The 24,518-nt window shown below is 67.1% G+C and carries 33 protein-coding genes; 14 read left to right on the plus strand and 19 right to left on the minus strand.

Annotated elements, in window-relative coordinates; translation table 11 throughout:
- Positions 1–187: 187 nt before the first annotated feature.
- Positions 188–934, minus strand: coding sequence for a polyphosphate--glucose phosphotransferase (gene ppgK, locus ACESK8_RS10340; RefSeq protein WP_372968514.1), 747 nt, complete (start codon positions 932–934; stop codon positions 188–190).
- A 70-nt stretch (positions 935–1,004) separates the two neighbouring features.
- On the opposite strand from ppgK, the gene ACESK8_RS10345 reads away from it, so the two are divergent.
- Genes ACESK8_RS10345 through ACESK8_RS10360 form a run of 4 tightly spaced genes read left to right on the plus strand, consistent with a single transcriptional unit; the run spans position 1,005 to position 6,522 of the window.
- Complete coding sequence (locus ACESK8_RS10345) at positions 1,005–1,220, plus strand: hypothetical protein (RefSeq protein WP_060928179.1); 216 nt, start codon at positions 1,005–1,007, stop codon at positions 1,218–1,220.
- A 2-nt stretch (positions 1,221–1,222) separates the two neighbouring features.
- Positions 1,223–2,560, plus strand: coding sequence for a type I glutamate--ammonia ligase (gene glnA / locus ACESK8_RS10350; RefSeq protein ID WP_060928178.1), 1,338 nt, complete (start codon positions 1,223–1,225; stop codon positions 2,558–2,560).
- Between the two features lie 9 nt (positions 2,561–2,569).
- Positions 2,570–5,545, plus strand: a complete 2,976-nt coding sequence (locus tag ACESK8_RS10355) for a bifunctional [glutamine synthetase] adenylyltransferase/[glutamine synthetase]-adenylyl-L-tyrosine phosphorylase (protein ID WP_372968515.1) — start codon at positions 2,570–2,572, stop codon at positions 5,543–5,545.
- Positions 5,546–5,604: 59 nt separating this feature from the next.
- Complete coding sequence (locus ACESK8_RS10360; protein ID WP_372968516.1) at positions 5,605–6,522, plus strand: diacylglycerol kinase family protein; 918 nt, start codon at positions 5,605–5,607, stop codon at positions 6,520–6,522.
- Here ACESK8_RS10360 and ACESK8_RS10365 read toward each other — a convergent pair.
- Positions 6,509–7,663, minus strand: a complete 1,155-nt coding sequence (locus ACESK8_RS10365) for an AI-2E family transporter (protein ID WP_372968517.1) — start codon at positions 7,661–7,663, stop codon at positions 6,509–6,511. The two genes, ACESK8_RS10360 and ACESK8_RS10365, sit on opposite strands and share 14 nt — an antisense overlap.
- A 130-nt stretch (positions 7,664–7,793) precedes the next feature.
- On the opposite strand from ACESK8_RS10365, the gene ACESK8_RS10370 reads away from it, so the two are divergent.
- On the plus strand, positions 7,794–8,312 hold the full coding sequence (locus ACESK8_RS10370; RefSeq protein ID WP_372968518.1) for a GNAT family N-acetyltransferase: 519 nt from the start codon (positions 7,794–7,796) through the stop codon (positions 8,310–8,312).
- Positions 8,313–8,327: 15 nt separating this feature from the next.
- Here ACESK8_RS10370 and ACESK8_RS10375 read toward each other — a convergent pair whose 3' ends face one another.
- Genes ACESK8_RS10375 through ACESK8_RS10385 form a run of 3 tightly spaced genes read right to left on the minus strand, consistent with a single transcriptional unit; the run spans position 8,328 to position 11,289 of the window.
- Entirely contained in the window at positions 8,328–9,254 is a 927-nt protein-coding gene (locus ACESK8_RS10375; RefSeq protein WP_372968519.1) for a TAXI family TRAP transporter solute-binding subunit, read from the minus strand.
- Positions 9,251–10,636: a sensor histidine kinase gene (locus ACESK8_RS10380; protein WP_372968520.1), complete on the minus strand. Its 1,386-nt coding sequence runs from the start codon at positions 10,634–10,636 to the stop codon at positions 9,251–9,253. The genes ACESK8_RS10375 and ACESK8_RS10380 overlap by 4 nt, the downstream gene beginning before the upstream one ends.
- The gene (locus tag ACESK8_RS10385; RefSeq protein ID WP_372968521.1) at positions 10,633–11,289 is read right to left on the minus strand and encodes a response regulator transcription factor; all 657 of its coding nucleotides are present in this window, start codon (positions 11,287–11,289) and stop codon (positions 10,633–10,635) included. Before ACESK8_RS10385 ends, ACESK8_RS10380 begins: the two co-directional genes overlap by 4 nt.
- Before the next feature lie 192 nt (positions 11,290–11,481).
- Between ACESK8_RS10385 and ACESK8_RS10390 the strand changes: the two genes are divergently transcribed.
- From ACESK8_RS10390 to ACESK8_RS10400, 3 genes are all read left to right on the plus strand, one after another.
- The gene (locus tag ACESK8_RS10390; RefSeq protein ID WP_372968522.1) at positions 11,482–12,846 is read left to right on the plus strand and encodes an MFS transporter; all 1,365 of its coding nucleotides are present in this window, start codon (positions 11,482–11,484) and stop codon (positions 12,844–12,846) included.
- Between the two features lie 69 nt (positions 12,847–12,915).
- Positions 12,916–13,230, plus strand: coding sequence for a hypothetical protein (locus ACESK8_RS10395; RefSeq protein WP_372968523.1), 315 nt, complete (start codon positions 12,916–12,918; stop codon positions 13,228–13,230).
- Between the two features lie 232 nt (positions 13,231–13,462).
- Positions 13,463–14,071 (plus strand): WhiB family transcriptional regulator, encoded by a 609-nt coding sequence (locus tag ACESK8_RS10400; protein WP_372968524.1) that lies wholly within the window; start codon positions 13,463–13,465, stop codon positions 14,069–14,071.
- 58 nt (positions 14,072–14,129) lie between these two features.
- Here ACESK8_RS10400 and ACESK8_RS10405 read toward each other — a convergent pair whose 3' ends face one another.
- From ACESK8_RS10405 to ACESK8_RS10420, 4 genes are all read right to left on the minus strand, one after another.
- Positions 14,130–14,558, minus strand: coding sequence for a hypothetical protein (locus ACESK8_RS10405; RefSeq protein WP_372968525.1), 429 nt, complete (start codon positions 14,556–14,558; stop codon positions 14,130–14,132).
- 5 nt (positions 14,559–14,563) lie between these two features.
- The gene (locus ACESK8_RS10410; RefSeq protein ID WP_372968526.1) at positions 14,564–14,866 is read right to left on the minus strand and encodes a hypothetical protein; all 303 of its coding nucleotides are present in this window, start codon (positions 14,864–14,866) and stop codon (positions 14,564–14,566) included.
- 306 nt (positions 14,867–15,172) lie between these two features.
- Positions 15,173–15,520 carry a hypothetical protein gene (locus ACESK8_RS10415; RefSeq protein ID WP_372968527.1) on the minus strand — a complete coding sequence of 116 codons (348 nt, stop codon included), beginning with the start codon at positions 15,518–15,520 and terminating at the stop codon, positions 15,173–15,175.
- A 133-nt stretch (positions 15,521–15,653) separates the two neighbouring features.
- The gene (locus tag ACESK8_RS10420; RefSeq protein WP_372968528.1) at positions 15,654–15,893 is read right to left on the minus strand and encodes a DUF2188 domain-containing protein; all 240 of its coding nucleotides are present in this window, start codon (positions 15,891–15,893) and stop codon (positions 15,654–15,656) included.
- A 157-nt stretch (positions 15,894–16,050) separates the two neighbouring features.
- Between ACESK8_RS10420 and ACESK8_RS10425 the strand changes: the two genes are divergently transcribed.
- Positions 16,051–16,545 carry a hypothetical protein gene (locus tag ACESK8_RS10425; protein WP_372968529.1) on the plus strand — a complete coding sequence of 165 codons (495 nt, stop codon included), beginning with the start codon at positions 16,051–16,053 and terminating at the stop codon, positions 16,543–16,545.
- A gap of 141 nt (positions 16,546–16,686) precedes the next feature.
- The gene (locus tag ACESK8_RS10430) at positions 16,687–17,127 is read left to right on the plus strand and encodes a hypothetical protein (RefSeq protein WP_372968530.1); all 441 of its coding nucleotides are present in this window, start codon (positions 16,687–16,689) and stop codon (positions 17,125–17,127) included.
- A gap of 39 nt (positions 17,128–17,166) precedes the next feature.
- Here the strand turns inward: ACESK8_RS10430 and ACESK8_RS10435 are convergent, their stop codons facing one another.
- The 5 genes from ACESK8_RS10435 to ACESK8_RS10455 form a co-directional block, all read right to left on the minus strand.
- The gene (locus ACESK8_RS10435; RefSeq protein WP_372968531.1) at positions 17,167–17,694 is read right to left on the minus strand and encodes a hypothetical protein; all 528 of its coding nucleotides are present in this window, start codon (positions 17,692–17,694) and stop codon (positions 17,167–17,169) included.
- Positions 17,695–17,931: 237 nt separating this feature from the next.
- Positions 17,932–18,222, minus strand: a complete 291-nt coding sequence (locus ACESK8_RS10440) for a hypothetical protein (RefSeq protein ID WP_372968532.1) — start codon at positions 18,220–18,222, stop codon at positions 17,932–17,934.
- Between the two features lie 144 nt (positions 18,223–18,366).
- Positions 18,367–18,885, minus strand: coding sequence for an E3 binding domain-containing protein (locus ACESK8_RS10445; RefSeq protein WP_372968533.1), 519 nt, complete (start codon positions 18,883–18,885; stop codon positions 18,367–18,369).
- Between the two features lie 5 nt (positions 18,886–18,890).
- A complete protein-coding gene (locus ACESK8_RS10450) occupies positions 18,891–19,139 on the minus strand; it encodes an E3 binding domain-containing protein (RefSeq protein ID WP_372968534.1) in 249 nt (82 codons plus the stop codon).
- Positions 19,139–19,564, minus strand: coding sequence for a hypothetical protein (locus tag ACESK8_RS10455; RefSeq protein ID WP_372968535.1), 426 nt, complete (start codon positions 19,562–19,564; stop codon positions 19,139–19,141). The genes ACESK8_RS10450 and ACESK8_RS10455 overlap by 1 nt, the downstream gene beginning before the upstream one ends.
- On the opposite strand from ACESK8_RS10455, the gene ACESK8_RS10460 reads away from it, so the two are divergent.
- Positions 19,541–19,978, plus strand: coding sequence for a hypothetical protein (locus tag ACESK8_RS10460; RefSeq protein WP_372968536.1), 438 nt, complete (start codon positions 19,541–19,543; stop codon positions 19,976–19,978). The two genes, ACESK8_RS10455 and ACESK8_RS10460, sit on opposite strands and share 24 nt — an antisense overlap.
- Here ACESK8_RS10460 and ACESK8_RS10465 read toward each other — a convergent pair.
- Complete coding sequence (locus tag ACESK8_RS10465; protein WP_372968537.1) at positions 19,960–20,415, minus strand: hypothetical protein; 456 nt, start codon at positions 20,413–20,415, stop codon at positions 19,960–19,962. The genes ACESK8_RS10460 and ACESK8_RS10465 overlap by 19 nt on opposite strands.
- Before the next feature lie 56 nt (positions 20,416–20,471).
- Here ACESK8_RS10465 and ACESK8_RS10470 point away from each other — a divergent pair, with 56 nt between their 5' ends.
- Positions 20,472–20,669, plus strand: coding sequence for a hypothetical protein (locus ACESK8_RS10470; RefSeq protein ID WP_372968538.1), 198 nt, complete (start codon positions 20,472–20,474; stop codon positions 20,667–20,669).
- Positions 20,670–20,968: 299 nt separating this feature from the next.
- Here ACESK8_RS10470 and ACESK8_RS10475 read toward each other — a convergent pair whose 3' ends face one another.
- From ACESK8_RS10475 to ACESK8_RS10490, 4 genes are read right to left on the minus strand one after another with little or no spacing between them, the layout of a single operon-like run.
- Positions 20,969–21,313, minus strand: a complete 345-nt coding sequence (locus ACESK8_RS10475) for a helix-turn-helix domain-containing protein (protein WP_372968539.1) — start codon at positions 21,311–21,313, stop codon at positions 20,969–20,971.
- Positions 21,313–21,636, minus strand: a complete 324-nt coding sequence (locus ACESK8_RS10480; RefSeq protein WP_372968540.1) for a hypothetical protein — start codon at positions 21,634–21,636, stop codon at positions 21,313–21,315. The genes ACESK8_RS10475 and ACESK8_RS10480 overlap by 1 nt, the downstream gene beginning before the upstream one ends.
- A complete protein-coding gene (locus tag ACESK8_RS10485; RefSeq protein ID WP_372968541.1) occupies positions 21,633–22,469 on the minus strand; it encodes a hypothetical protein in 837 nt (278 codons plus the stop codon). Before ACESK8_RS10485 ends, ACESK8_RS10480 begins: the two co-directional genes overlap by 4 nt.
- A complete protein-coding gene (locus ACESK8_RS10490) occupies positions 22,466–22,657 on the minus strand; it encodes a helix-turn-helix transcriptional regulator (RefSeq protein WP_372968542.1) in 192 nt (63 codons plus the stop codon). The genes ACESK8_RS10485 and ACESK8_RS10490 overlap by 4 nt, the downstream gene beginning before the upstream one ends.
- A gap of 80 nt (positions 22,658–22,737) precedes the next feature.
- Between ACESK8_RS10490 and ACESK8_RS10495 the strand changes: the two genes are divergently transcribed.
- Together ACESK8_RS10495 and ACESK8_RS10500 are read left to right on the plus strand one after the other, a co-directional pair.
- Complete coding sequence (locus ACESK8_RS10495; protein ID WP_372968543.1) at positions 22,738–23,436, plus strand: helix-turn-helix domain-containing protein; 699 nt, start codon at positions 22,738–22,740, stop codon at positions 23,434–23,436.
- On the plus strand, positions 23,436–24,509 hold the full coding sequence (locus tag ACESK8_RS10500) for a tyrosine-type recombinase/integrase (protein WP_372968544.1): 1,074 nt from the start codon (positions 23,436–23,438) through the stop codon (positions 24,507–24,509). Before ACESK8_RS10495 ends, ACESK8_RS10500 begins: the two co-directional genes overlap by 1 nt.
- The last annotated feature ends 9 nt before the right edge of the window (positions 24,510–24,518 follow it).

Raw genomic sequence — 24,518 nt, forward strand, 5'->3', positions numbered from 1 at the left:
GACGCGGCTCGCCGAGTCCTCGGGTAGACCGCTAGAGTGCCACGGCAACGTGTCGCCGAGAGAGATGGCCGTCGAAGGGGCGAAGAACCCCGGAACAGAACCCGGCGTACAGGTCGGCCCATTCGCCTCGACGTGCAGAAGGCCCCGCTGATCCAGCGGGGCCTTCTCGTGTCCGGAGGAGTGGAGGTCAGTCGCCGGCGAGCGACGCGGCGCCGATGATGCCCGAGTTGTTGCGGTGGATCGCCGGGACGATCGGCGTCTTGAGATCGAGCAGGGGGAGGAAGTCCCCGGCGTTCTTCGACACGCCGCCGCCGACCACGAACAGGTCGGGGCTGAACAGGAACTCGATGTGCGAGTAGAACTTCTGCAGACGCTCCGCCCACTCGGACCAGCTGAGCCCCTCGCGTTCGCGTGCCGAGGTCGCAGCGAACGTCTCGACCGACTCGTACTCGCCGAAGTTCAGGTGACCGAGTTCGGTGTTCGGCAGCAGCACGCCGTCGTACAGGAACGCCGAGCCGATGCCCGTGCCGAGCGTGGTGAGCAGCGTGAAGCCGCGCACGTCCCGCGCTGCACCGTGGCGGGCCTCGGCGACGCCGGCGGCATCCGCATCGTTCACGAAGACGATGTTGCGGCCGAGCCCGTCGCGGAAGAACCGCTCGGCGTCGAAGTCGAGCCATTCCTTCGAGACGTTGGCCGCGGAGAGGGTCTTGCCGCGCTTGACGATCGCCGGGAAGGCGACGCCGAGCGGCAGAGTCGAGTCGTGGACGTCGAGGGTCTTGAGGACCGTCTGCACGGCCTGCAGGACATCCTGCGGGGACGCGCCCTCAGGAGTGGGTACGCGCACCCTGTCCGAGGCCATGATGCCGTGCTCGAGGTCGACGATGCCTGCCTTGATTCCCGTGCCGCCGATGTCGACGCCGATCGCTTTTGCCATGGTCGCTAGCTTAGCGACCGCGCCCCACGCCAGTAGGATCGATGACACCACGTGATGAAGGGGATCTGCCATGTCGAACGGCGATGAGAAGTACTGGTACAACCTGGAGACCGGACAGGTGGAGTTCGGCATGCTGTCGCCGTCGGTCGACCGTGTGGGACCCTTCGACACCGAGGCGGAGGCCGCGCACGCGCCGCAGAAGCTGCAGGAGCGCTCGCGCGCCTGGGCCGAAGAGGAAGCGGCCGAGAACGGCTGGGACGCCGGAACACGCAAGGGCGCAGAGTGACGATGGACAAGCAGAGGGATTTCGTCCTCCGGACGATCGAAGAGCGCGGCGTCAAGTTCGTCCGCCTGTGGTTCACCGATGTCATCGGGACTCTCAAGTCCGTCGCGATCGCGCCGGCCGAGGTCGAGGGCGCGTTCGCCGAGGGCATCGGCTTCGACGGCTCCGCCATCGAGGGCCTCACCCGCAGCTACGAGTCCGATCTGCTCGCGCAGCCCGACCCCACCACGTTCCAGACCCTCCCGTGGCGCGGCGAGATCGACCCCACGGCTCGCATGTTCTGCGACATCACGACGCCGGACGGCCGTCCGGCCGTCTCCGACCCGCGTCACGTGCTCAAGCGCACCCTCGCGAAGGCCGCAGACGCCGGATTCACCTTCTACACGCATCCAGAGATCGAGTTCTACCTGCTGAAGTCCTCGTCCTTCGGCCCTGAGGGTCCGGTTCCGGTCGACTCGGCCGGATACTTCGACAACGTCCCCGGCGGCACGGCGCACGACTTCCGTCGTCGTTCGGTGCGGATGCTCGAGGACCTCGGCATCTCGGTCGAGTTCAGCCACCACGAGGGCGGTCCCGGCCAGAACGAGATCGACCTGCGGTACGCGGACGCGCTGACGATGGCGGACAACGTGATGACCTTCCGCACGGTCATCAAGGAGGTCGCGATCGAGCAGGGCGTCTATGCGACGTTCATGCCCAAGCCGCTGAGCGGGCACCCGGGAAGCGGGATGCACACGCACATGTCGCTCTTCGAGGGCGAGCGCAACGCGTTCTACGAGGAGGGCGCGAAGTACCAGCTCTCCAAGACCGGGCGCCACTTCATCGCCGGTCTGCTCAAGCACGCGAACGAGATGGCGGCGGTCACGAACCAGTTCGTCAACTCGTACAAGCGTCTCTGGGGCGGCGACGAGGCGCCCAGCTTCGTGACCTGGGGCCACAACAACCGCTCGGCGCTCGTGCGTGTTCCGATGTACAAGCCCAACAAGGGCGGTTCGTCGCGCGTGGAGTACCGCGCGCTCGACTCCGCGGCCAACCCGTACCTCGCGTACGCGCTCATGCTGGCCGCCGGCCTCAAGGGCATCGAGGAGGAGTACGAGCTGCCGCCCGAGGCCGAGGACAACGTGTGGTCGCTCAGTGACGCGGAGCGACGTGCACTCGGCTATTCGGCGCTGCCCGCGAGCCTCGACCATGCGCTCGAGTACATGGAGAGCTCCGAGCTCGTGGCGGAGACGCTGGGCGAGTCGGTCTTCAACTACGTGCTGCTGAACAAGCGCAAGGAGTGGGAGGCCTACCGTGGCCAGGTCACGCCGCTGGAGCTGAAGAACAACCTCGAGCTTCTCTGAGCGTCGCGCATGGCCCGTTCGGACGATTCCGTCTCACTCTCCGCGCTGGCCAGGCTGGGCTTCGCAGAGCTCAGTGAGGCGGCGGAGAACCTCACCGAGCTCGCGACCCTGATCGGCGTCGAGCGCTCGTTGCTGCTGAGTGAGGCGGACGCCGCCGATCCGGATGCGGCCGTCGAGGGGATGCTGCGCGTGGCGCGGCGAGACCCGGCGCCGCTCGCGGCGGTGTTCGCCGATGCACGGGCACGCAGACGGGTCTGGCGGGTGTTCGGGGCGTCCCACGGCTTGGCGGACTTCTTCCTGCGGCATCCGGATCAGATCTCCGTGCTCGGCGACGTGTCGACGGACCTCCCGTCCGCCGACGTGCTGCGTCGTCGCATGCTCGACGCGGTGGGAGCCGTCGACGGTTTCGCCGAGTCGAGTGATGATGCCGCGGTGGTTACCCTGCGCGTGGCGTATCGCCGCAACCTCGCCGAGATCGCGGCGATCGACCTGACCGCCCACAATCCGGTCCGCATCGTCGGCGACGTCGCCGCAGCCCTGGCCGACATCGCCGGCGCCGCGCTCGAGGCGGCGCTCGCGATCGCCCGCCGCCGGCTCACTGACACGATGAGCCGCGACCAGGTCGCCGCCACCCAGCTCGCCGTGATCGGCATGGGCAAGGCCGGTGCCCGGGAGCTGAACTACGTCAGCGACGTCGACGTCATCTTCGTCGGCGGCACGATGGACGAAGAAGTCGTCTCGGAGGCGCGGGCGATCGACATCGCCACACGTCTCGCCAGGGAGACGATGCGCGCACTGAGCGGGATCGAGGTCGAGCCGCCGCTGTGGGAGGTCGATGCGGCACTGCGACCGGAGGGCAAGCAGGGAGCGCTGGTGCGCTCCCTCGGCTCCCACCTCGCGTATTACGACCGCTGGGCGAAGAGCTGGGAGTTCCAGGCCCTGCTCAAGGCGCGTCCGCTCGCCGGCGATCCGGAGCTCGGGGCGGCCTACATCACGGCGCTGCAGCCGAAGGTCTTCTCGAGTGCGGCCAGAGAGAACTTCGTCGACAGCGTGCAGCGGATGCGCGAACGGGTCATGGAGCACATCGACCCCGAGGATGCGCCGTATCAGATCAAGCTCGGCTCGGGCGGGCTGCGGGACATCGAGTTCACCGTGCAGCTCCTGCAGCTCGTACACGGGCTGACCGACCCGCGGCTGCGCACGCGCGGCACCCTGGAGAGTCTGGACGCGCTCGTCGAAGGCGGCTACATCGGGCGGGCCGAGGCCGCGTCCTTCGCCGACGACTACTGCGTCCTGCGGCTGATGGAGCACCGCCTGCAGCTCACAGATCTCAGCCGCACCCATCTCATGCCGCGCACACCCGCAGGGCTCCGTGTACTCGCCCGCAGCACGGGGCTCGGTGACTCGGGGGAGGCGATCTGGTCTCGCTGGGAGAGCGTGCGCCGCGAGGTCCGCGACATCCACACGCGGCTGTTCTACCGCCCGCTGCTGAGCGCGGTCGCCTCTCTTCCCGAGGAGGAGCGGACGCTGTCGACCGAGCAGGCGCACGACCGGCTGATGGCGATCGGTTTCCGCGATCCGGCCGGCGCGCTCCGTCACATCGGAGCGCTCACGACGGGACTCAGCCGCAAGGCGACCATCCAGCGGCACCTCATGCCCGTGATGGTGCGCTGGTTCGCCGACGGCAGCGACCCCGATTATGCGCTGATCGCCTTCCGACGCATCAGTGAGAGGCTCGGCGACACGCCCTGGTTCCTGCGGATGCTGCGTGACTCCTCGGGCGCGGCCGAGAGCCTGACCCGCCTGCTGTCGTCATCGCGGTACGTGGGGGAGCTGATGGAGTGGATTCCCGAGTCCGTCGCCTGGCTCGACAGCAGCGATCTGCTGCGCCCGCGCAGCGGTGCGGCGCTCGACGAGGAGGCGCGGGCGATCCAGACGCGCCATCGCAACGTGGGCGACGCGCTGCAGGCCGTCCGTGCGCTGCGGCGTCGGGAGCTCCTGCGGACCGCGATGGGCGGGGTGCTGGACGTGCTCTCGATCGAGCAGATCGCCACGTCCCTCACCGAGATCACGGATGCGACGATCCAGTCGGCTCTGCGTGCGGTGCGGCGCGAGATCGTCCCCGCCGAGGACGACGCCCTCGACTTCGCAGTGATCGGCATGGGACGCTTCGGCGGTGCGGAGCTCGGCTTCGGATCCGATGCCGACATCCTCTATGTCTACGACGCCAACGGCGTCGACCCGCAGCGCGCCCAGGCCCTCGCGACCAAGATCGTCGCCGGGCTCCGGGAGCACCTCACCGATCACCGGGTACCGCTCGACCTCGATGCCGACCTGCGCCCGGAGGGTCGCAACGGACCCGTGGTGCGCTCGATCGACGCCTACGCCGAGTACTACCGCCGCTGGTCCCTCTCCTGGGAGGCGCAGGCGCTGCTGCGGGCGCGGGGAGTGGCGGGCAGCACGACCCTCATCGAGAAGTTCACCCGGCTGGCCGACAGCATCCGCTACCCGGCCGAGATCGATCTCCAGGGCACGCGCGAGATCAAGCGGATCAAGGCGAGGGTCGAGGGCGAACGCCTTCCGCAGGGTGTCGATCCGAGGCGGCATCTGAAGCTCGGGCCGGGGACACTGAGCGACGTCGAGTGGCTGGTGCAGCTGCTGCAGCTGCAGCATGCCCACGAGGTGCCGGAGCTGCGGACGACGTCGACGCTCACGGCGCTCGACGCCGCGGTCACGGCGGGCTTCGTGCCGTCGGAGTCGGCCGACCTGCTGCGCGAGGCCTGGCTGCTGTCGAGCCGACTGCGATCCGCGATCACCCTGTTCACCGGCAAGACCAGCGACGTTCTGCCGACCGACCCCCGCGACCTGGATGCGATCGGGCGACTGCTCGGCTATCCGGACCGCTCGGCGAGCGTCCTCGACGACGACTATCTCGGGGTGACCAGGCGGGCACGCCGAGCGTTCGAACAGCTCTTCTACGGCTAGGCCCCCGGGCGCTGGCGCGCCGTTTTGCGTTTTCTGCGCCCGTCACCCAGGCTGAGCGCATGGCGATCTCGAAGCTCGGTGTGATCTGGAACCCCTCCAAACTCGATGGGGCGGCGCTGCGCGATGCCGTGGCCGAGGTCTTCCCTGCGACGGAGTCCGAGTGGTGGGAGACCAGCATCGAGGACCCGGGGCGTGGAATGGCCGCCGAGGCCGTGACGGCAGGATGCGATGTGGTGATCGCCGTCGGCGGCGACGGCACCGTCCGGGCGATCGCTGAATCGTTGGCGGGCACGGACTCCGCGCTGGGCATCGTGCCGCAGGGCACGGGCAACCTGCTCGCGCGGAACCTCGAGATCCCCCTGAACGACATTCCCGCCGCGCTGGTTCGGGTGCGCGACGGCAAGCCGCAGCGGATCGACATGGGCTGGGTCGACCACGACGGCACCGAGCATGCGTTCGTGGTGATGGTCGGCTTCGGCATCGACGCGCAGATGCTGGTGGAGACCGACGAAGACCTGAAGAACCGGGCGGGATGGATCGCATACGTCGAGGCGATGGGACGTGCTCTCGCCGGCACCGAGATGACCGACATCACCCTCACGCTCGACGACCAGGAGCCGCAGGGTCTTCGCGGTCACACCATGCTGATCGGCAACTGCGGCATGCTCCAGGGCGGCATCCGTCTCCTGCCGGATGCGGTGCTCGACGACGGACTGCTCGACATGCTGCTCGTGAGTGCGGAGGGCCCCCTCCAGTGGCTCGACACCGTCCGTGCCTTCGTCTGGGAGAACGGCATCCGCCGCATGATGGGCAATGTCGACACCGCCGTGAGCACCGAATCGACGACGCACGTCTCCGCTGAACGTGTGCGCGTCGAGCTGGCGTCGCCGCAGATGTTCGAGATCGACGGTGAAGAGGTCGGACACGTCTCCGACTTCACCGTGCGGGTCCAGCCCGGGGCGCTCACCGTTCGCTGAGGGTTCCCGGCGGCACGACCTTGCTGTCCTGAGTGGGGAAGACGACCTTCTGCACGATGATGATGACGCTGGCGGCGACCGGGATCGCGACCAGCGCGCCGAGGATGCCGCCCAGTGCACCGCCGGCCACCGCGGCGATGACCACGAGAGCGCCGGGAACGGCCACGGCCTTGTTCATGATGCGCGGAGACAGGACGTATGCCTCGATCTGCATGTAGACGAGGTAGTAGCCGAACGTGATCAGGGCGGTCACCGGGCTCACGATGAGGCAGATGACCGAGTTGATGATGGAGGCGCTCAGCGTGCCGACCAGCGGGATCATCGACCCGATGAAGGCGATCAGCGCCAGCAGAGCGGGCACCGGTGCGCCGATGATGCTCAGCACGATCAGACTCAGGATCCCGTTGACGAGCGCGAGGCTGGCCTGCCCCATGACGTAGCGGCCGACGGCTCCCGAGACGTCTTCGAGCAGACCGCTGAACGTGTCCCGCTGGTAGTAGGGGACGAACCGGGTGGCGACGCGCTTCATGCTGCGCAGCGAGGCCATGAAGTAGAGGGTCAGGATGAGCACGATCGTGACGCCGGTGAATCCGCCCGCGATGCCGGCGCCCACGGCCAGGAAGCCGCCGCTGATGTTGAGGATGTTCCCCGGGTCCTGGACGAAGCTCAGCACGCCCTGCGCCGCGTCATCGAAGGTGTCGCCGAACTGCGCGCTCACGTCCTTGAACCAGGCGCTGGCCATGAAGTCCTTGACCATCTGCGGGCCGTCCTCGATCAGATTCCCGATCTGCTCGACGAGGAGCGGGACGATCGCCAGGATGATCCCGGCGAATGCGAGGACCACGACCAGGACGACGATGGCGACCGCCGCAGGGCGGGGGAGCCGCCGCTCGATGAACGCGACGATCGGGTCGAGGCCGAGGGCCAGGAAGAGCGCGACCCCGATGTACACCAGGACCGTCGCCAGCTGATTGACGATGCCGCCCAGCAGCAGGGCGACGAGCACGCCGAGCGCTCCGAGCAGACCGAAGGTGAAGGGGTTGATGCGGGCGATGGCCGCGGCCGCCGTCTTCGGCTGTGCCGGAGGCGTCTCCGAGGTGTGCACCCTCTTCGACTGCGGCTTCTCGAGTTTGCGGCGCATTGCGGACTCCCACGGGATCAGGTCGGACCCCTCAGTTGACCAGTCGTGCAGGGTGAAAGCAAGCGCGACACGGTGGGCGTGCGCGCTGATCTGCGTGGGCGATGTCGGTGACCGGTGAGATCCTTCGTCGATGGAGACCCTCACCCTTCGTCGTTGGGCACGCGACGACCTCGATCTGCTTCGCGCGGCGAACACCCCCGAGATGACGGCGCACCTGAACGGGGTGGAGGACGAGCAGCAGATCGACGAACGCAACGCCCGGTACCTGCGGCTCTGGGAGGCGGGGGAGGCTCGGATGTTCGTGATCGAAGACGGGGGACGGCGGCTGGGCTCGATCGGTTTCTGGCACACCGAGTGGCGCTCGGAGCCTGCTCTCGAAGCCGGGTGGTTCGTCCTGCCCGACGCACAGGGTCGCGGAGTGGCCTCTCGAGCCCTCGGGCTGCTCGTCGACGATGCGCGAGCGCACCGCGACGGACGCCGGTTCCTGACCGCATTCCCTTCGGTCACGAACCCGGGCTCCAACGGAGTCTGTCGTCGTCGCGGCTTCGAGCTGGTCGGTACCGTCACCGCGCAGTTCCGTGGCGCTGACCTGACGATGAACGAGTGGATGCTCGATCTCGAAGTCGGTCGCGCATCGTCCGGTGTGTGAGGGCGCTCCGATCCGTCATCCGTAGCGCTGTCGGTACCGACGCTCCGCGGCAGGATGCAGGGGGAGTGTCGCCGTGTCGATGAGGTTCGAGAGCGTCAGGTACTGCACGCCGACGGAGTCCGGCGGCACGAGTCGGCGCGCGTCGTCGATCAGGGCGTCGACGATCGTCTCGGCGAGGTGGTCGGGGAGATCCGCTCGCGCGAGCAGCAGGTTCGAGATCCCCACGGTGGGAGACCGGTCCGGCGCGCCGTAGACCCCCGCGGGCACGGAGGTCGACACGTAGAGGTTCGGGAAGTCGGCATCGAGGGAGGGCAGGACGGGCGTGGGGTCGAGCAGCCTCACCGCGGTCGTGGCGCTCACCTGCTCGATCTGGGGGGTGGGGATGCCGCCCGACCAGAAGAAGGCGTCGACCTCACGGTTCTCGAGCGCGGCCACGGCCTCACTCAGAGTGAGCTCGACGATCTCGGCGGGCTCGGTGTCGGCGAGCGCGCGGACCGCGGCGAGCACGCGTCGCGCCGTGACGGCGGTGCCCGATCGCGGCGCGCCGATGGATACCTTCCGGCCCGAGAGGTCGGCGAGCGTGCGCACGTCCCCATCCCTGCGGACGACGCACTGCAGATAGTTCTGGTAGACGCGCCCCAGGGCGACGAGCCCGGCGGGAGCCTCCGCTGCGGAGTCGGCGAGCACGATCGCGACGTCGGCCGTGCGGTCGGCGAGGCGGTCGAGGTTCTCGACGCTGCCCTCCGTGACCAGGGGCTGCAGGTCGATGTCGTGACGACGGAGAGACCTCTGCAGGAGCCTGCCGAATTGCAGGTAGCTCCCGCCGCTCTCCCCGCAGCCCATCCTGAGAGACGGGAGGGCGGGAGGCGTGCAGCCTGCGAGAGCGAGGAGGGCTGTCGAGGCCAAGCCGAGGAGGAGTCGGCGCCGTGTGATGGTGGTCATGGTCGCGCCCATGCCAATCGCACCCGCAGCCCGCCCTGCGGTGCACGGTCGAGCTCGGGACGGGCGTCATTGGCGTGCGCGAGTTGCAGGACGATCGCCACGCCCAGACCTGTACCCGGGGAGGATCCGTGCGAGACCGAGCGCCAGAAGCGGGTGCCGATGCTCGCCAGGTCCGAGTCGTCGAGGCCGCTTCCGGAATCGGCGACCTCGAGGACCACCTGCTCGGCGGACTCGCTCAGTGACAGCCAGACCTCGGAACCGGATCCGGCGTACTTCGCCGCGTTGTCGAGCAGTATCTCGACGATCTCCTCGAGGTCTGCCTGACTGCAGGGGACCCGGACAGGGGTCTCGTCGGCGGTGACGACGATCCCGGCGGATCGCAGCGCGTCCCGATGCGGCTCGACGAGGATGTCGGCGGAGATGAGGCAGTCGCGGAGGATCGGGTCGGCAGATGCCGCCTCGCGACCCTGCGCCCGTGCGGTGGCGCGATGCTCGGCGTGGGCGAGCGCGAGCATCCGGTCGACGATGTTCTCGAGACGGTCCAGATCGCGCTCGACCGCCGCGAGCTCGGTGCCGTCACCGCCGTCGACCGGAAGCGAGTCGATGCGCAGCCGGATCGCTGCAAGCGGGTTCCGAAGCTGGTGAGAGGCGTCGGCGACGAAACCTCGCTGCTGTTCGAGCGCGCTCTCCACCCCATCGGCCATCGCCTGGAACGCGAGGTTCAGCCGGCGCAGCTCGGGAGGACCGGTCGGTCTGACGGGTTCATGCTCGCGGTGTGCGGCGAGCGCCCTGACCGCCGTGTCGAGTGCGCGCACCGGCGTGAGGACCCAGTGCGTCCAGTAGAGCGACGCGGTCATCAACGCAGCGAGGATGAGTGCGCCCAGGATCGCGACGGTCGTCCATCCTCGCGTGACGTCCCCCTTCGCGTCGGCGAGATCGATCGCGAGGACCACTGCACCGGCCGTCGTGTCGCTGGTGGCGGTGAAGGACTCGGCGACGAGCGAGGTGTCTGGGCTCCAGGGCTGGACCGTCGCGACCGACCACTGGGGGACCGTGCGCGCGGCGGCGAGCACCAGAGCTGCGATCTCGTCGTCCATGTCGAGATCGCCGGCACCGGCGATCACCTGTCCGACGTCGTCGACGACGAGCACCGATTCGCCGTAGGTGCGGTGGAAGCGGTCGAGGTACTCGTCGAGCGCGTCGTCGGTGCCCTGGGCGAGGGCGGTCTGCACGCGCTGGACGATCTGATCCATCGAGTCGGCGCGTTGCAGCGCGAGCTGCTGGGTACGCGACTCCGCGATCCCGATCGCGACGGGGAGGAGGACGGCCAGCACCGCGATCAGCCCGAACAGCAGCAGGGGCAGCAGGACGCGCGCCCTCATGTCGAGCTCTCGAGCCGATAGCCGAATCCTCGGATCGTCGTGATCCTGAGCGCCGGCAGCTTCTGGCGGAGCTGCGCCATATGCACGTCGAAAGACCGCGATTTCGCCGCGTAGGCATCCCCCCACACCTCGTCGAGGATCTGCTGACGCCCCACAGCGCGCCCGACGCGACGCGCGAGCGACACGAGGAGATCGAACTCGGTCGGGGTGAGCGAGATCTCGACGTCGGAATCGAGCACACGGTGCGCCGGGACGTCGATGCGGATGCGGCCGACGTCGATGTCGTCGATCTCCGAGGGAGCGCCATATCGACGCGTGACCGCTCCGAGCCGAGCGAGCAGCTCGTGGAGCCGGACGGGCTTGACCAGATAGTCGTCGGCGCCGAGGGTCAGGCCGCGCACGGTGGAGCGCTCGTCGCTGCGCGCCGTGATGATCATCACCGGGACGCCGCTCACCTTGCGCAGCTGCCGGAGCACGTCCAATCCGTCCGCATCGTCCAGGCCGAGATCGAGAAGCACCACGTCGGCCTCTTTGTGCAGGAGGAGCACATCGCTGCCGCGAGCGACGCTCGTGCACACATGACCGGCCCGGGTGAGAACCGACACGAGAGCGGCCGCCACCGAGCGATCGTCTTCGGCGACGAGCACACGCATGCCCTCATCGTGACACAGGTTCGCGCGACCTCGACGGACGAGCGTCGCCTCCCGCGCGATGACGCGAGATGAATGTAAGCGGAGTGTAAGGATCCTCCCGGCGACGGCGGTCGGGCGGTCAGAATGTCGTCGCGCACACAGACAGTGCGAGCACGACGAGAGTCGTGCAGCTTCCCCACCGATCGGATACCCATGTCAACGACGACAACCATCCCGACCAGCCTGCGAAGGTCTGTCTCCAACACCTTGAAGGGCTCCGCGGGCAACCTCGTGGAGTGGTACGACGTCTATGTCTACTCCGTGTTCGCGACCTACTTCGAATCGCAGTTCTTCGCCCCGGACGACAAGAACTCGACGATCTACATCTGGGGCATCTTCGCCGTCACGTTCCTGATGCGTCCGCTCGGGTCGTGGTTCTTCGGCCGGTTCGCCGACCGGCACGGTCGCCGGAGGGCACTGACGGTCTCCGTCTCCCTCATGGCGCTCTGCTCGTTGATCGTGGCCTGCGCGCCGACCGCCGGCTCCATCGGCGCCGGCGCCGTCGTGCTGCTGGTGTTCGCGCGCCTGCTGCAGGGCTTCGCGACAGGTGGCGAGTACGGAACCAGCGCGACGTACATGTCCGAAGCGGCGATGCCCGGTCGCCGCGGGTTCCTGTCGTCCTTCCACTACGTGACTCTGGTCGGCGGGCACGTCCTCGCCCAGCTGACGCTGCTGATCATGGTGCTCACCCTCTCCGACGAGGCGATCTCCGCCTGGGGGTGGCGCGTGGCGTTCGCCATCGGCGGCGTCGCGGCCGTGTCGGTGTTCTGGTTGCGACGCACCATGGACGAGTCCCTCCGGCCGGAGGCGATCGACGAGGCGAAGACCGGCCGCCGACGCACCAGCGGCTCGATGCGCGAACTCCTGACCCGTCAGTGGCGTCCGCTTCTGCTGTGCTTCGCGGTCACCATGGGAGGCACCGTCGCGTTCTACACCTATTCCGTCACGGGCCCGAACATCATCAAAGAGGCCTTCGCGGGTGGCGATGTGCTCGCCGGCACGATCATCAACCTGATCGCCCTCACCACGCTGATGCTGTTGCAGCCGCTCGGAGGATGGCTGTCCGACATCGTCGGGCGCAAGACCCTGCTGGTGTTCTTCGGCGTCGGGGGAGTCCTGTACACCTGGTTCCTGCTCACCGCTCTTCCCAGCCAGGACAACCCGATCGCCGCGTATGCGATCCTGGTCGGCGGCTTCGTGATCCTCACCGGGTACACCTCGATCAACGCCGTCGTCAAAGCGCAGCTCTTCCCGACGCACATCCGCGCGCTCGGACTCGGCTTCGGATATGCCCTGGCCAACTCGGTCTTCGGGGGTACGGCACCGCTGCTGTACGCCGGCGCGGTGGGCGCGGATCAGGTGCCGCTGTTCATCACCTACGTCACCGTGATCATCGCCGTCTCGCTCATCGTGTACATCGTGTTCCTGCGCAACTGGGCACCGAACTGGCTCGATGACGAGGCGGTCATGCGGGAGAGGTCGACGGTGGCGGCAGGCGGTGCCGCGGTGCGGGCATGATCCGCATGGCGGATAGAACAGATGTTCGATTCTTGCTACCCTGGACGGAGGCCGGGGAAAGGGTGCCGGATGGGGTCGAGCAAGCGGTTGGCTCCGTACTACGACAGGCAGGCGCAGGACAGCGCCGTGCTCGCCGCGGCGAGATCCGGGCCGTTGCAGTCGCTGACCCATCGCGAGCTGGCGTTGCGCGAGACCCCGGTGACCGTCTATCCGCACGCGGCTCAGCGACGGGTGCGCGCCTGGGTGCGATTCGGCCCGGAAGCGCTCCGCGTCGACGCGAAGGTGGTGCGGTCGACACCGCTCGCCGCCGGCATCGAGTTCCGGGCGGGGGAGAAGACGTTCCGGTGTTGGGTCTGGGGGAACGCCGTCTCGGCTGAGGACTAGCCGGCGGCATCCGGAACGACCGAGAGCCCGTCACGGCTGACCGTGACGGGCTCTCGTGTCGATCTGCAGGCGTCAGACGCCGAAGTACAGCTCGTACTATTCGCGCGTGATTGGTCAGCACTGACGGACGCCGAGATCCGCGTGATTCCGGGCATCTGGGTGATGGGGAGCGATGGTCGTGAACGGTGCGAATCGAGTGTTTTGCGGACTTTCTGCGGACTGGGGGGGGGCCGTGGCTGAGTCGGAGCAGTGGCTCACGTACGCCGAGGCTGGGAAGCGGATCGGTCGCAACGATCGCACGGTGCGGAGATGGGCCCGCGAGGGAATGCCGATGCGCTGGGCGAAGCGTGACGGTCAACGCGTCCGAGTCGTCGAGCTCGCCGTGCTGCAGAAGTGGTTCCGCGACACTCTGCAGGCCTCGCCCGTGCACTTCTACCGGCTGCGGAAGCGCATGGCCGAGGAGGGCGAGGACCTCGCAGTCCCCGAACGGTTTCGGTACACGAAAGAGCGCCTGGCTACCCGACACCAGGAGGACCCGGAACGTGCGTCAGACGGGCGCACAGAACCGGAGAGCGACACTCCTGAGCGGAAGGTCGACCCGCTCGCGGACATGAAGCCCCTCAAGGGCGGTGCGGAGTACTACGAACTCACGGAGCGACTGCGCGTCATGACCCCGAGTTGCGCCGGCATGCCGGAGTTCACCGCCGACCGGGTGAGCCCCGAGGACGCCGAGAGGCTGGCGGGCATCTGCAGCGGATGCCCGCTCCTTGAGCAGTGCTGTGCCTTCGCGTTGACATCGAAGCCGGCCGCTGGGTTCTGGGCCGGCGCCGCTCGTCGCTGACCCGGTAGAGGACTCACGTGCCTCCTCACCCGAGGAGAGCGCACATCGTGCATCCTCCTCAGAGCAGACCGCGCCCGTCGAGTTCAGCGATCACCGCGTCCGCCAGCTCACGGGTCTGATCGACCGTCACCCCGATCAAGCCCGTTCCGTATCTGACCTCGACGCTCTTTGCGTGCAGGAGCTCGTACTGCGTCCAGATCTTCGGGTAGAGATACCGCACCACGTCGTTGACTCCGGGCCCCCGGTTCGGGTGACCGTTGTGAAAATTGACATGCCGCGACCCTGCACTCAAGTTCGAGTCAACGGCCCGGGCCGCGGCATCCGAGTCGAGTCGTGGATCGCGATTGAACGCGCACCGAACAGCGCGGTACGCCGAGTAGAAGAAGCACACCGTCGCCCACTCGTTCCCGCCGCGTGCAAGCAGGACACCAGTGGTGTAGGCCTTGGCTTGCTCCGCCTTGTGGCCCGCGGCGACGGTCTCGCTCACGAGGACTACCGGGTAAGCTGCATCGCCTTGGCGGTCGCACGGTCCGACGCGGGCTCGTCCGGCTCGCCGAAGCGAAGCTCGACTTCAAGCTCGTCCGAGTAGCACTCGCGGACGTCCACGAACGCAGCGACAGCGTTCAGCTGTGCGTCAAGTGATGTATCCCGAAGACCCGCCCAGACAACCGCTCGCTGCTCGGCCGGGTACACAACCACGTTGAGCGAGTGAAGCGTGTCTGCGCCTCCGAGGTAGCCTGCGGAGGTAACTCCAACGGCTTCGGCCATCACGGAACCATCAATGATTTCGGCCATGAAACCAACATAGGGCCTGAACTTGTGAATATCCTAACCGCCGTGACTTTTTCGTGACTCCATACAGCGCCGTTCGTATCTGCCCGATCGGGCAGATACGAACCTCATCCCCGTCCCGCCCCCGTCTCGAGCAAGGTTCGAGACGCCCTTCGATCCCCGAGAACCGCATAATCACGGGTTCAGGGAGCGCCCTCGCGCGCGACCCCCCCCTGGAATTTCGCGGAATCGGCGCGGGGGGGAGAGGAACACCCCCCCAGTGGTGGTCCCCCTCAGCGCCGCTGACGCTGGATTTTCGGTCGGGGTGGGTCAGTCGTCGACTCGACTGGACAATGCCGCGTGAAGTAGCCGGCGGGCTGAAGGCGGGAGGCGGAGCGTGAGTGACTCTGTCTCGTCCAGGGACGTTCCGTACTCGAGGGTGACGGTGAACTCGGGCTCGCCGTCATTGTGGATCGTGAGCCCGTGGACGGTTGGGGGCATGTCATCGTCCATGAGAATCGTGTGACCGTCGAAGGCCCATGCCTGGCCGGCACCCAGCCACAGCGAGTGCTCCCCACAAACGAGCCACTCACGAATGTGGCCTGCCTCCCCGTGCTGGAAGCTGGCGACGGATTCGTTCGTGCAGCGCAGCACCGCGCATTCCGGCAATGTGGCCATGACCCACACCATAGAGCGTGTCCGTTCGGCGTACAGGCGATGCCCCCGCATCCGGAGGAATCCGGACACGAGGGCATTGATGCGCCTAGGGTTTTCTTGTCCGCGTCGGATGGGCGCCGGTCCTCATGCGCCGCTAGCCGCGAGGCGGAAACGGATCCGCCTTGCCGATCGTGTTCTTGTCGCGAATCTGACCGTTGTCTTTCCTGTGAATCGACACTTCACCGCCGCCGGCGTTGCTGGCCAGCTGATTCGCGCGAGCGATCGCGTCGGCCTGGGTATCGAAGTTGCCGGAGGAGCGTTGCGCTCCCGCACGCTGCGCCTTCCATTGCTCGCTGTCGCCGTCGTAAACGACGTGGTAGTCCGCATCTGACATGTCCTGCCTCCATCCTCGCGGGGCTTTCCCGTGCGTCTCACGATAATCAGGACTCGAGACACTTGCGCCCCGTTCTGTGGACAGCCTCGTGGACAAATCGCGTGGCGACTCGACCGCATCGGCGGTCCGCCAGGGCACCGTCGCTAGTCTCTCCCGTATGACCAGTCCCGACCCGCTTGCGCTACCCGCTTTCGTGATCTCGATCATCGGCCTCTGCGTCGCATCGCTCGCCGCGATCGTAAGCACCGTCTCTCTCATCTGGCAGATAGTCGTGCGCACTCGCGGCGCCCATCGAGTGATCGCCGAGGCTACCTCAGGGATGATGCTCATCGACCACACCGGCAAGACCGGGCCATACCTGCAGATCACCGCTCGTAACCGCGGCGCGGCCGCCGTGACGGTCACACAGTGGGCCATTGAGAAAAACGACGGGAGCGGGAACGCGCTCACCATCGCGGTCCCCGCGCTCTTCCCGCCCCAGCCCTCTCTCCCGCACGTCCTCGACGCGGGAAGCAGCGTGTCCTTCCTCGTGCTCGCGAGCCAGGTCGCAGCCGAGTTTCGCGGTAGCGACCCGGCCGCAGCCCAACCAGTCATCTACCTCGCGACGGGTCAGGTCGCGAAGGGAAAGCGTGGGCAGATCACGTTCGACTAACCGACGCACGAGCCGGCGGCGCGTGCTGAAACACGTCGAAGCCGCGGCCAGCCAACCCGAGATCTACGCCGCTCGAAATGACGTGGCCGCCTGCGCCTCCGCTCACCCGTATAGCGCGAATCCGGTCGGTAGTGTGATCGCATGATCTTGGACGTGATGCAGGCGGCTGAACCCGTCCCGTGGTGGATGACTGCGGAATCGCCTTGGTGGGCGGCCCCCGTTGCTACGCTCGCTGGTGCTCTGCTCGCTTGGGCTCTCGCCAGAGCTACGGCTGGCAGGGCTGAAAAGCTCGCCGAGAGGAAGGCGTCCCGGGATCTCCGCCGACAGATCTACGTCGACTTCTGGGGTGCAGTGGTCGAACACCATCGCGCTGAGGCTACCGATGACGGGAAGGCTGTGGCCGTCTCCATCGCACGCGTGGTGCACGCGATGCTCCCACTGGAGCTCGCTGCGCCAGACCCTGTTCAGGCCGCTGCGAAGGCTCTGCTCGAGACGCTGAAGCACGACTTATCGTCGGAGGAGAAGGGGCATGCATCGCGCGCGTTCCGCCAGACGGTAGCCGACGACCTGCGATCTGCTTGATCTCAAGGCGGCCCGCTGAGGACCCGGGCCGCTTCTGTTTCATCGCTCGAGGATCGCCTTCGATGCTGGAACATCCACCGCAATGTCGACGCAAGCGCGCGCCGGGACATCAACTATCCACTCCACTGCACGGGCCCGCCCATCACGTCTGGTGCGTTGCACCACAGCCAGCACCCAGTCCGGTTCCACGAGGCACGCGTAAAGTTGGTGAGGTCCGGCTTCGGGTCTGCGGGCGAGGTACCGCTCGGCATACTCCCTCGAGTCACTCCATGACAGCCCGCGCTTGAACTCCGTTGTAGCGGCACGGTAGAGCCGAACGGTACCTTGCGGTCCGCCAACAACGTCCGGTCGGTTCGTGATGAACCCGAACTGAGAGAACAGCTTCACCCAACGTTCCCGGTCGAGCGAGCGCATCGGTGTGCTCGCCCAGCCGTACCCAACGCAGAGCGCATACGCGCGGGTGACGGCCGGGAACGAGTCGTCTTCGACGAAGCGCACCAACTCGGTCAGCGACGACATGGCTCGGTGCGCCGCTAACGCGAACGGTGGGTGGGCTGTGATCAGCACGGGAGATCCCGATCCACCTGCGAGCGACGCTCGGACTGAGGTGCGACGCGGTGCGACTCGCCCGAAACTCGATCCGCATCGTTCCGCGGCAGAAATGGGCGATATGCATCGTCAGGGGTGGTAGAAAAAGCGCGAGAATCGCTAGGGGAGAGAGCGACACTCCCCCGGGCTGTGTCGGGTCCCCTGCCCGATCTCTGGATTTTGGTGGGGGCGGGGTGATCGTTGATGGTCATCTGTTCACCACCAGTCCGGGACGGGCTCGCCGAGGCCCCTGCTGGGGGCGCGTGTGCCTCGTGACTTGTTGCAGGATGCGTGGGAGTGTCGCCAGCCGTCGCGGTCGTTCTGCAGGTGTGGGTGGGTTGCGACGGGGTGGTAGTGGTCGAGGTTGTGAGAGTCGTGGGTGCTGCTCGGCTTGACGGTGTAATCGATGGGTCCGTCGCAGAGCCAGCACGGTGCGTTCTCTCGCTTCCCTTCCTCGAAGAACTGGGTGCGCTGTCGCTGGGCGACGCTGCCGCGTGTGCGGGTCATGGTGTGTCCTTGGGTCGTGGTTATGGGTGAGGGGCCTCAGCGTGGCTGGGGCCCCTCGGGGTTGCGGGGAGTCTGCTGTGCAGTGTCCGGTCCTCCCCGCGTCCGGTGCCGGCTTCGAACCCATCGATCGCCGGCACGGACATCTCAGAGCGCCCAGTCCGCGGGGTAGGCGGTGCCTGCATGCTTCCCCGGGCGGGGTGCAGGGTCGGCTGCCTTGGCCCCGGGTGCCGGTGCTGGGGTGCTGTCGCCGATGGGGGATGTGTCCCAGTGGGCGGGGTACGCGTCTTCGGTGCCCGCGCGATGCGGGGCCGCGAAGCTCGCGGTGCTCGTCTCCTGCGGCTTGGTGTGTTTCCACGAGGACGGGTAGGCGTCTTCGGGTGCGGGGCGAGGCGCGCGGGCCGCAGGTGCGGTGGGCACGGCCGCGCGTACGTCGCCGGGGGTGATGCGTCCAGCGGTGCCGGTGCCCTTCACTTTGGCGAGGTCGACACCGAGCTTGCGAGCAAGGCCCCGCACCACCGGTGTCGCATACGTCGTGCGCTCAGGTGGTGCGGCGGCCGTGGCGCGAGCCGCTCGAGCGGACTTGAACGCGGTCAGCGCGGCGGTGCCCTTCGTGATGACGAGGTCGGCGGGATCCACGTGGGGCGCACCGAACGGCAGGCTCATGCCCATCATCGGCTCCCTTCGGCGGATGCTGCAGCGCGAACGTCTGCGATGGTGACCTGTCCGGCGGCGCCGGTTCCCTTCACGCGGGCGACGTCGATGCGGAGCCTGCGGGCGATGAAGCGCACTGCCGGAGTCACGGGAGCAACCGGCCGGCCCGACGCAGCAGCGACGAACTCTGACAGCGCTTCCGCGGACGGCGCGGCAGAAAGGAACGTCGGCTGTCCGACGGTGGAGAGCGGGAACGGGTTGTGCATCAGCTGTCCCCGTTCGCTCGCTGCTGCCGGAGGCTGCTCAGGACGTTGCGCGCGTGATCCTTCGCTGCGGAATCGACTGCTTCGGAGAACGCATCACCGAAGTCGAGGGCGTGATCCTGGACCGCGAACACCTGGTCGATTCCAGCCATTTGCGGGTCGCGTAGTCCGAGGTTCTCGATCCAGGGTGTGCTGAGATCCGTGGCGTCACGGGTCAGTGGACGTGGCGCGGCCTGTGACTCTTCCACGATCCGGGCGTTGACCTTCGCGAGGCCGTCGGGATCGTCGTCCTCGCCGGGGAGGACCCCGCCTTTTCGCCACGACGTGACCGATCTGATGAGTTCGTTCCATCCGGCGACGCGGCGCACCCAGAGCTCGTAGTCTTCTCGGCTCGCCTGCGAATCGTGAAGAAGGATCTGCTGACGCATCCGGGCCGCAGTCTCTCGATATCGACCCCACCATGTGAACGCCTCGAGCACGCGCTGCATGTCGATTGGGTCTTCCGCGCACGCCTCGCGGAACAGTCGACGGTGGCGGTCGGCGTCGTCTTCCGTCTGCGGCAGAACGCGACGCATCTCGTTGACATGGGCCTCCTCCTCGAGCGCTCGACGCTTCTGCTCCTCGGACAGCGCATATTCGCGCTGTCGTTCTGCGGCGTCGAAGTGATCTGCAGCGGCCGCCAGCGCTGCAGCCGCCTCGGCGTGGGCTTGCTTCGCGGCGTCAAGCTGGGCCTGCACTTCGGCGGGCTTGAGCTCCTGCGCGGGCAGGGGGAGGGCTGTGGGGATGAGCGCCGGCTTCGGCGGGGCGGGAGGGTTGTTGATAGTCATCGGGGGTCTCCGTGATCTGTACGATCCGTGCCCGCCGACCCCTGGTCCGACGCGGGATGCCCCCTGGGCTCCTGTGGAGCGCTATCACGCTGGTGATGCTCCGACGGAAGCCAAGGTAGCGCACTCGGCTCGGGATCGGCGTCACAGAGTCGGCGCGGCGTGGCGAGGTGCGGGCGTTCCGCGGTGAGCGCGTCGACGAGCAAGAACACCCGCGGCCACACCAGCCGTCCGCCGGCGTCGGTGACGGAGTCAATGCCGACGTACACGTCGAAGTCTCGCGGATCGGCGAGACGCTCGTGCAGCGCGGCACGAAGCAGAAGACGATTCGCGTCGCGCAGAGCCGTTCGCGTGGCCGCGTGCCGCGCCTGCTCCTCGCGCAGGGTCTTCCGCCAACGCGCCGCCTCGTCCTGCAGTCGCTGCTCAGGAGTGCGGGCGTCTACCGAGTCGCTCACGCGTCACCTTCGAGGACGGCACTGATGGTTTCACGGACCACGCGCATAGGCGAGTCATGGCTATCAACCGAAACCCTTGGTCCACTGAAACCCTGCGGCGTATCACGACCATGACCGCCCGCTACCCCCGCATCATCGAATGGCTCGCCAGCACCGACCCGCAGACCCTCGCCGAGCTCTGCTGCGCACCCGAGGACCCCGGCCAGTGGATTGCGTGGGCAGCCTGGCTGGCAATCAGCATCGTGCGGCGGTGACGCTTCCCCCGACACCGTGTCGGCGAATCGACCAACCGGCAACGGATGCCGGTTGGTGCATTCAGCAGTCCGTGTCATGGGATTCGATCGCGCCGCGTGCGAAGCATGCGGCTTGTCCCTCTCACTGGTACTTCTGACTGGTCTCTCACTGGTAGTGCGCAACCATTGCGGGTTGTTCTCGCGAGGGTTGCGTATGGCGAGCGCGACAGTTGCGGTTGGCGACCCGCAACGGTTGCGTGTGGTGACCGGACATCCTGTCCGCTGAGAATCCCGCAACGATTGCGGGAACTTCGACACGGTCAGCCCTGCTTCGACATCCATTCCGGATCCGAATCCCGGTACTTCTGCGGCACGTTCAGGAAGTAGACGTTCCGATCCCACCTGCCTCGATTCGATCGATGCCGTCGTTTCTCGATAGCCCCGAGCATCGTGAGCGTTCCGACATGCGTCAGAACCGTCCTCTCGCTGAGCCCCGTTCGCTCCGCAATGTACTTCTGCGACGGCCACGCGCACCCCTCGTCGGAGTTCTCGAGCTCGGCGATGCAGAGCAGCACCAGCTTCTCGGCCGGGAGCACCGAACGCTTCTCGCCGTCGATCGTGACGACGTTGACCGCCCACGCCCAGTTCCGTGCGGACAGCGTCATCAGACATCTCGCTCCCTCAACGCCTCATCGACGGCGGAGGAGCGGCGAAGCTCGCGGGATGCAGCGAGACGTGCAGCACCCGCAGCCTTGGCTTCGTCAGAGAGGGTGCGCTTTCCGCGAATCGCCGAGAACAGGTGAAAGAACGGAGCGTCGATGACGAACTCGGCACCGTCCCCCACCTCACGCACCAAACGCACGAAATCACGAGTGCTCGCGAGGTTCTTGAGCTTCCGGAGATGCACGCTGTTCGACGTGTACACCGACACGGTCGTGTCATCCCGCATCGCAGTGACCGTCGTCTCCTGCTCATCGCGCGCGGTCATGCTGTCGCCGCCTCGACCGTGGGGATCGCGGCCATAAGCGCCGACGCGAGTTCGCGCATCTCGTCGACACCCGGCACGACCTCGCTGGTCGTCCCGACATGAACCATGACGTCGACGCCGGCCCGGAAGCTGACGACCCCGTCGACGACATCTGCGGACCACGACAGCGACACAGGCCCGAACTCGCGCACGTACAGGATCCCCTGACCGTTGCTCCTCGGGTTGAAATCCCAGACGTCCACCGACGTCGCCTCCGCGGGCCTCGCCGCTTCGATCGCTTCGGCGTGCTCCGCGATCCACGCATCCTTCTGCGCATCTGACCGGCGCCTGATCTCGTCGAGCGTGATGAGCTCGGCGACCTCGACGCCGTCGACCAGCAGAGTCCGCTCGAACTGGTACTCGCCGAGCGACACCGCCACGACATCGCCCAGGCGAAGGGCGGCGTTCGGTGTAATGCGCCACGACCGCCAGGTGTCGAAGTCGACATCAGCGAGCGCCGCTTTCCACCATTCGTCGCCAGGCTCGTCGAGCTTCCGGCCGTCAGCGTCGAAGATCGGCGCGAGGTGCACGAACTCGCCGACCTCGAGGCCGTCAAGTTCGGCTGCCCGCTTGACCCGAACCGGCTGGGGGTCCTGGAAGAAGGGATCCTCCAGCGTCAGAATCACGAAGTGACCCTCGGGGCACTCCGCGATCTCGGCGAACAGGCGCTTCACGGCCTCGCAGTTGTCGGTGGTCTCTGTCATGCTGGTGTCGTTCATTTCCTTCTCCTGGTCAGGGGTGGGTGTGTTCTCGAAGCCCTCGGCCTGCATGCCGGGGGCTTCCTTCTTGGTCATGCCGGTACCTCAGCGTCCTCGAACGCCTTTGCGATGAACCACTCGACGTCCGACTCGCGGAAACACACTCGGCCCGCGATCTTCGCGTGCTTCGGTGCAGTTCCCTGCGCGATCATCCAGCGCAGTTGCGCCTCACTTCGGCCGAGGCGTGCAGCCGTGTCGCGGACGAAAAGAATCTTGTCTTCCATGTCGATCTCCTGTCTACACAGAATCAGTGTTTCTGTGTTGCGATGGACGATAACACAGAATCGGGCCTACTGTGTAGTACATGCATGAACCGCACACCACGACACTGGGTCGACAGGTCGCGCGCTACCGTCGAGATGCGAAGATGAGCGCCGAGCAGTTGGCGGAGCGCGCCGGTCTGGGGCTGACGCGTTCGATCATCGCCAACCTCGAGAACGGTCGTAAGCAGGACGTCACTGTTCGCCAGCTGATGGCCCTTGCGCTCGCCCTCGGCGTCAGCCCGGCTGATCTGCAGTTCGACATTCGCCGTCGGCCGTACGAGCTAGTGGAGATTGGTGAGCGGCCCGGGCCTTCCGTGTCCGCCGGGGCGCGTGGAATCAGCGCACCGCAGTACCTGGCTCGCGCATGGTTCGGGGGTGGGCGCATGGTGGAGGAGCTCGCAGGTGCTTCGCCCGAACTGAGGGATCCGGACGCTATTCAATCTCTCCCGTTCGTATCGTCATCGCCCGACGCCTACCCGTTGACGGAGATCCAAAAGCTACTGGATGAGCGATCCTCGACGGCTTACGCCCTGATGGCTCACGAGAGCCACCAGATCCGGGTGGAATCTGGTGCGTCGAAGGGTGAGGTACTCACCAGCGGCCACCTTCCGAATGACCAGGACCTTCTGCGTGCGCGGATCAGAGACTTCCGCGCTGATCTCTACGACATCGAGCGCAGGCTGCGTGCCTACGGCGTCGACCTCGAAGATCCCATCCTTTTCCCCGGCCCGCCGTTCTGATGGCGAGCGTCAAACAGAGGCCTGACGGGGTCTGGCGGGCTCGCTACCGCGATGAGAGCGGTCGGGAGTATTCCGCCCACCGGAAGACGAAGCGCGAGGCTCAGGCATGGCTCGACGAACGCACGGCCGAGCTCGTGGGCGGGACGCATCTCGAACCGGCGAAGGCGCGCGTCACCCTGGGGGAGTGGGCCGAGACCTGGCTGCGTGGATACGAGCGGCACCGGGCGTCGACAGTGCGCCAGGCGCGAGTGCACATCCGCGTCATCACCGAGGATCTGGGACATCGCCCGTTGAAGTCTGTGCGCCCCTCCGAGGTGCAGCAGTGGGTCGTGCAGCTGTCCGGCCGCGGCTACTCGCCGAGCTACGTATACGCGCTCCACCGACGCCTGTCCCAACTGTTCTCTGACGCGCAGCATGACGGCCTGGTGGCGAAGAACCCGTGCTCGAGGCGTACGTCTCCCGCGGCGCCGAAGCAGCGGCCGTACGTCGCGACCACCGAGCAGGTGTGGGCCCTGCATGACGCCCTGCCTGAGAACTTCCGGCCGGTCGTGCTGCTCGGGGCCTTTGCTGGCCTCCGAGTCGCGGAGATCGCCGCTCTGCGCGTTGAGGACGTCGACTTTATGCGCGGGATCATCACGCCAGCGATCCAGTATCCCGGCGACGACCTCAAGACCGAGATGTCAAAGACCGCGATCCCGATCCCGCAGGATCTCGCCGTCATGCTCAACGCGAACCCTGCAACGTGGGGGAGTAGCACCATCGTGGTCGGCGCCTTCGGACGTCCCGTAGCGCCCTACACGATCGAGACAGCGTTCAAGGCCGCGAGAGACAGCGTGGAGGGCCTGCCAGAGGGCTTCCGCATCCACGATCTGCGTCACTACTTCGCGAGTCTGCTCATCGCCGCGGGCCTCGACATCAAGACGGTGCAGGCACGACTCCGTCACGCGTCCGCGAAGACGACGCTCGACACGTACGGGCACATGTGGCCCGATCGCGACGAGTCATCACGCGCCGCCGTCACAGCGGCGCTCAACGAAAGGACCTCCGATGGAAGGGAAGCCGCTGCACGTTGACGATATGGT

This window comes from Microbacterium sp. (assembly GCF_041641055.1).
Taxonomy (GTDB): Bacteria; Actinomycetota; Actinomycetes; order Actinomycetales; family Microbacteriaceae; genus Microbacterium.